General features: G+C 55.2%; 2 protein-coding genes and 1 pseudogene. All 3 read left to right on the forward strand.

Features of this window, described 5'->3' with window-relative positions; translation table 11 throughout:
* Nucleotides 1-201: 201 nt before the first annotated feature.
* Nucleotides 202-642: a winged helix-turn-helix transcriptional regulator gene (locus tag PPL9_RS10755; protein WP_208989301.1), complete on the forward strand. Its 441-nt coding sequence runs from the start codon at nt 202-204 to the stop codon at nt 640-642.
* A gap of 123 nt (nt 643-765) precedes the next feature.
* A complete protein-coding gene (locus PPL9_RS10760) occupies nt 766-1,212 on the forward strand; it encodes a GNAT family N-acetyltransferase (RefSeq protein ID WP_057462707.1) in 447 nt (148 codons plus the stop codon).
* Between the two features lie 150 nt (nt 1,213-1,362).
* Nucleotides 1,363-2,073: pseudogene (locus tag PPL9_RS10765) on the forward strand (double-strand break repair protein AddB); the annotation flags it as partial.

Genomic DNA, 2,073 nt, shown 5'->3' on the forward strand with positions numbered 1-2,073 from the left:
CTCACATGGCGGTCACGAACAGAAATGGCGAGGGTAATCGTATTTTCCAAAGAAACTAAGGACATCAAACTTTCCTTTTGTGAAAAAATAAAGTAACTATACTTTATGGACATTGCGACACTTGTCAAGCTCACTTCTCGGGCTTGGTCTCTAAACATTCTGGCCCTACTACATTCAGGGGTTCCCGGCAGGCAGGCTCCGTTGCTGGCCGCATCTGGTGCTGGCCGCACGTCATTCGCGGCCAGTCTTGAACATCTCACCCAGCTCAAACTCTTGGAGAGGAACCCGGGCCACGGCCACCCACTCCGCCCGGAATTTCGACTGACCCCAAAAGGTGTCAAAGCCGCTGAAATCGCCAGCAGGATCGTGGCCGCAGTTCCCGATGAAAAGGAATTTGCCTTACTGCGCAAAAGCTGGACGGTTCCCATTCTGGCACTAACTGCCACTCCCCAGCGCTTCTCGGGAATAAGATCAGATCTGACGACAATCACCGACCGCGCATTGTCAGCCTCGCTGGTTCGGTTGGAAGAGCGGGAATGGATCAAACGCGACATCAACACCGCCGCCCGCGTCCCATTCCCCACTTACTGCGCCGCAAACACCGGCATCCAAATCAACCACGCAATTGACCTGCGGGCGTGAGTGAGGCGTGGGACATAACAATACACCACGCTTTTTGCTGTCTGTGAGGCATCACGATTAACCCGCCCTCACAGAGTCGAGAGGGTTTGCCGACACATGACATGATCCTCAATGGAGACATCAATGACATTAATCCTGAGTTCCGATGATGCACCTCATTTTCTGACTCAGCTGTGCGATTGGTTTGCTCAGGAATGGGGGGAGCTGGACCCAGTTAACCTCCGGCAGAGCGATCTTGAAGGGCCATCCCCTTTGCTGGCAATAAGCGAGGAGGGGATGCTTATCGGTGGGTTGGCGTTTACAATAGCTCCAGAACCTCAGAGCACTACGAACGCTATCTGGATCAATGCGCTGCTGGTTGCTCAAGAACACCGGCGGAAAGGCGTTGCTTCAAAACTGATAAGAGCGGCAGAAAAGGCAGCTGCTTTGAAGAACATAACTAAGCTGTTTGTTTATACAGAATACGAAGCCCTTTACACCGGTTGCTTCTGGGAACTTCTCGAAACCAAGGAAGGTAACTCAGTTCTGAGCAAAGCACTGGAGCCACGAGTTCAGGAAGAGCAGCTTTGAGATGATGCGTGCGGATGTAGCGTCAAAAACAGAAACAGTCAGGTTCATCACCAATCACGCGGGGATATAAAACCGCGCCGTGCTTTTTGCTGTGTGATCCGCCGAAAACTGAACTAAAAAGGAGCATTCGGTTCTGTTCAGGAGGCTCCGGTGGCGGCCACCCCAAATATTTTCAGCGTTTCCCCATCCACGCCGTTTCTGCAGGCAACTGTAGAAGCGTTGCTCTCTGGGCAATTGATCCCGGGTTTTCAGGCGGATGATAACCCGCTGGCGCTGGCCGACGTCACCATCTACGTGCCAACCCGCCGTGCTGCCAGAACCCTGCCGGATGTCCTGCGCAGAGCTTTAGGCTCCAAAGCCGCTCTGCTGCCCAAAATCCTGCCACTTGGCGATGTGGACGAAGAAGAGCATATCCTGAAAGGTCATGGAGACGGCGAGGCGCTGCCACCTGCAATGTCCACCATGGAACGCAAACTGGCCATGACCCGCCTTGTCTGGGCATGGAAAGGCCAGCTCCGCCGCCAGATCCTTCAGCTCAAAGAAGATGATCCTGCCCGCGTTCCAGCGTCCTCCGCTGATGCCGCATGGCTTGCGGGCAACCTGCTCACGCTCATGGATGAGGTGCAGACAGAAGAAGCCAGCTGGGCAGAACTGGGCAGTCTTGTCCCCGATGACCACGCTGAATACTGGAAAATCACGCTCGAGTTCCTGAAGATCGTCACTGATCTGTGGCCCGAGCACCTCAAAGCCATCGGCATGATGGACCCGAAGGAGCGTCGCTCAGCCCTCATCCGCGCAGAAGCCGCCCGCCTGCGCACAACACCGCCACGCGGTCCGGTGATTGTGGCGGGGGGGGCCGGG

The sequence above is a fragment of the Pseudovibrio sp. POLY-S9 genome (genome assembly GCF_001431305.1).
In the GTDB taxonomy this organism is placed as follows: domain Bacteria; phylum Pseudomonadota; class Alphaproteobacteria; order Rhizobiales; family Stappiaceae; genus Pseudovibrio.